Source organism: Roseibium sp. RKSG952 (assembly GCF_009711355.1).
This window is the reverse complement of sequence record NZ_SMMF01000600.1, coordinates 1-2,375: the sequence shown is the minus strand read 5'-3', so window position 1 is coordinate 2,375 and position 2,375 is coordinate 1. Positions and strand designations below refer to the sequence as shown.

Genomic DNA, 2,375 nt, shown 5'->3' with positions numbered 1-2,375 from the left:
AGGGGTTTGCCGCGCTTCTGGATCAATATTGGTTGTTTGAACAACCTTATAGTCACCGAATTCCTCCAGAAGCCCCTCAGCTTGAAGATGCTTCGCTAAGGTTGCGCCATCTAGCATCCCATCAGGTCGGATGGCAGCATCACAATCGTCTTCCTTCAGAAACCATTCGCTTTCAGTCGCGGTCATGTTTGTCTCCTTGCTGACACCCATTCTTGAGAGGTGGGTCGAAAAAAACAACAGCCATGCTTGTTATTGGCTAACTGATGTTCTCAGACGCGTTCGGCAGAAACAGTGTGTGCCTTGTGCGGCGTATCCGCGATCATTTCCAAGACGTTCACGTGTTCGGCCGTGTCGCAGTCGAGCGGAAGTCCAGGGCCGAGATCATGGGAATAGCTGGCGATCAGTCTTCCGGCGGAGATCAGCTCGATCCTGTTCACGCCGACACGAACAACATCAAGTTCGGCGTTCTGATCATGGAGAACATCGATAACAAAGAGGGCGTCTCCGTTCTGGGCTTTCGAAAACAGGAATTCGGCTCTGGGCTTTCCTTGAGCCTGAATACGTTTTTTAATACGCCCGGCGATGTCCTTCGTGATCGTCATAGGGTGAGTATCGTGCAGCCGGCTGACGCGGTAAATAGGCGTCGGGAAGGGCGTCCTGAAATTTGTAGCGAAGGAGAATCCTTACGCTAGGTCAGATTTCACGATTTTTGAAAGCCCCAGCCTTGATCCTCACGCTCGTGAGGATCAAGGCTGATTCACATCTTTGGACCGGAAGGCGTATCGTTCTCTTCGAGATGAAGGTCGGCGAGCTTGAGGACGCGTCCGTTCTCGATGTCGACCCGAAGAAATGAACCCTCCTCATATTTTTTCTTGGCATCCGGATCCCGAAGTATAACTTGCCCCATCTCGAGTCCGTTGACGGCTAGATGTGACATCGCTCCGCCTTCCAGAACTATAACACCAGCCGCCTCTCTCGCGATTCTGTCATATCGAATTCCGGCGTTCGGAATGATCGCAATGGTTTGACCATCGACCTCGGTGTCTTTGTTGCAGTATTTCACTATCCCTACGGCCGATGTTTTCCCCGCAACGAGAACGTGAGCGGTGAAGCCTAGCTCCTCGTGTTGAATCTGCATAAACAGATCGTCTTGCAGAGACTTCAAGGGTTCTTCGTAGAAATTCTCGTTCTCCAGCCCAATGGCCGTGATCCAGTCTGAATGGACCGGATCATCGCCAGCCATCTTCAATCCAGACATGCTGACCGGTTTCCATTCGGGTCCCTGGTCCTTCATTGCGAATCCGCGGTTGAGAGCCCATTTGACAAGCGGACCGTTCGGGATGTTTCGAACTCCGAGTTTCCCACCGAAATCAACAGATCGATACCCATAGCCTAAATCGTCGTTCTGTTTCAGGATTTCGCGTCGGCGCTGTTCGAAGTGCTCTGGAGTAGATAACTTCTGGGACACCAGAAAGTCATCGAGTTTCTCTTTTGGAATATTGTTATTGTAAAGACGGAAAGACTGATCTGCGAAATTGAGTTTCGCCTGACAGGTCATCCGCGAAACGCTTCTCTCGTTCGCCAAGTCTGGACTTCCGTATTCATGTTGGAAACCTAAATGTCCCAAATCGCCTTCCAAAAGACTGACCGCCTCTTGCGGGGTGAGTTCCGGTATCCAAAAAGGCAGATCTTCAACTTCTTCAAAAAGAACGGGAAAGCTGAAAACGCCTTCACTGAAGGATACTCTGCACATGATCGCCTTGTCGTTGCCCGGGTCCCAGGCGTAGTGCATCGCTCGCTTTTCGAAATCACCTCTGTCGGCAGGGAAATTTATGCTGTCACGATGCTGATCGAAGGCCATAAGCATTCTTGTTGAGACAAAATCATTGGTTTCAAGGCGGTTTAGGTCGACATCGTGATCGATTTCATCGATGTCATTTGGGCCGAAAGAGTCGACCACTGCATAAGGCTGGTAGTAGCCACAGCCGATCTTGCAAATCCCACCATATTTTTCATTGAGTTCGGATTTCCATTCTTTCGAATCCGGATCATCGACGAACAGGATGTCGCCGCGGTTGCGTTCATCATCGATGAAGCGCTTTTCCCCTTTGAAGATTTGCGCGGCTTGATCGATGCTGAGCTCGGGGACTATCTGTTGGATAATTCGCAAGGCATCACGCCAACCATGTTCCAAGAGATTTTGACGCGCAAAGTAGGTGATCCGCTCGGCCTTAGCGATAATTGGAATTCGTCGGATTGCCATCGGACCTACCTAAAAAAATGGTTTTGAGGCCTTAGATATTAGTCACCCCCATCGCATACAACAAGCTGGCGAACACTATCCAATGCCGCTCGCAACATTCTTACGGCCGGAA

Annotated in this window: 3 protein-coding genes; all 3 read right to left on the bottom strand. The window is 50.4% G+C overall.

What is annotated here, in order from left to right; genetic code table 11:
• A partial coding sequence (locus E1297_RS02685; protein ID WP_155133572.1) for a hypothetical protein occupies positions 1 to 186 on the bottom strand: 186 nt, incomplete at its 3' end.
• Between the two features lie 83 nt (positions 187 to 269).
• Positions 270 to 602, bottom strand: a complete 333-nt coding sequence (locus E1297_RS02680) for a hypothetical protein (RefSeq protein WP_155133569.1) — start codon at positions 600 to 602, stop codon at positions 270 to 272.
• 155 nt (positions 603 to 757) lie between these two features.
• Positions 758 to 2,263, bottom strand: coding sequence for a hypothetical protein (locus tag E1297_RS02675; RefSeq protein ID WP_155133566.1), 1,506 nt, complete (start codon positions 2,261 to 2,263; stop codon positions 758 to 760).
• Positions 2,264 to 2,375 lie beyond the last annotated feature (112 nt).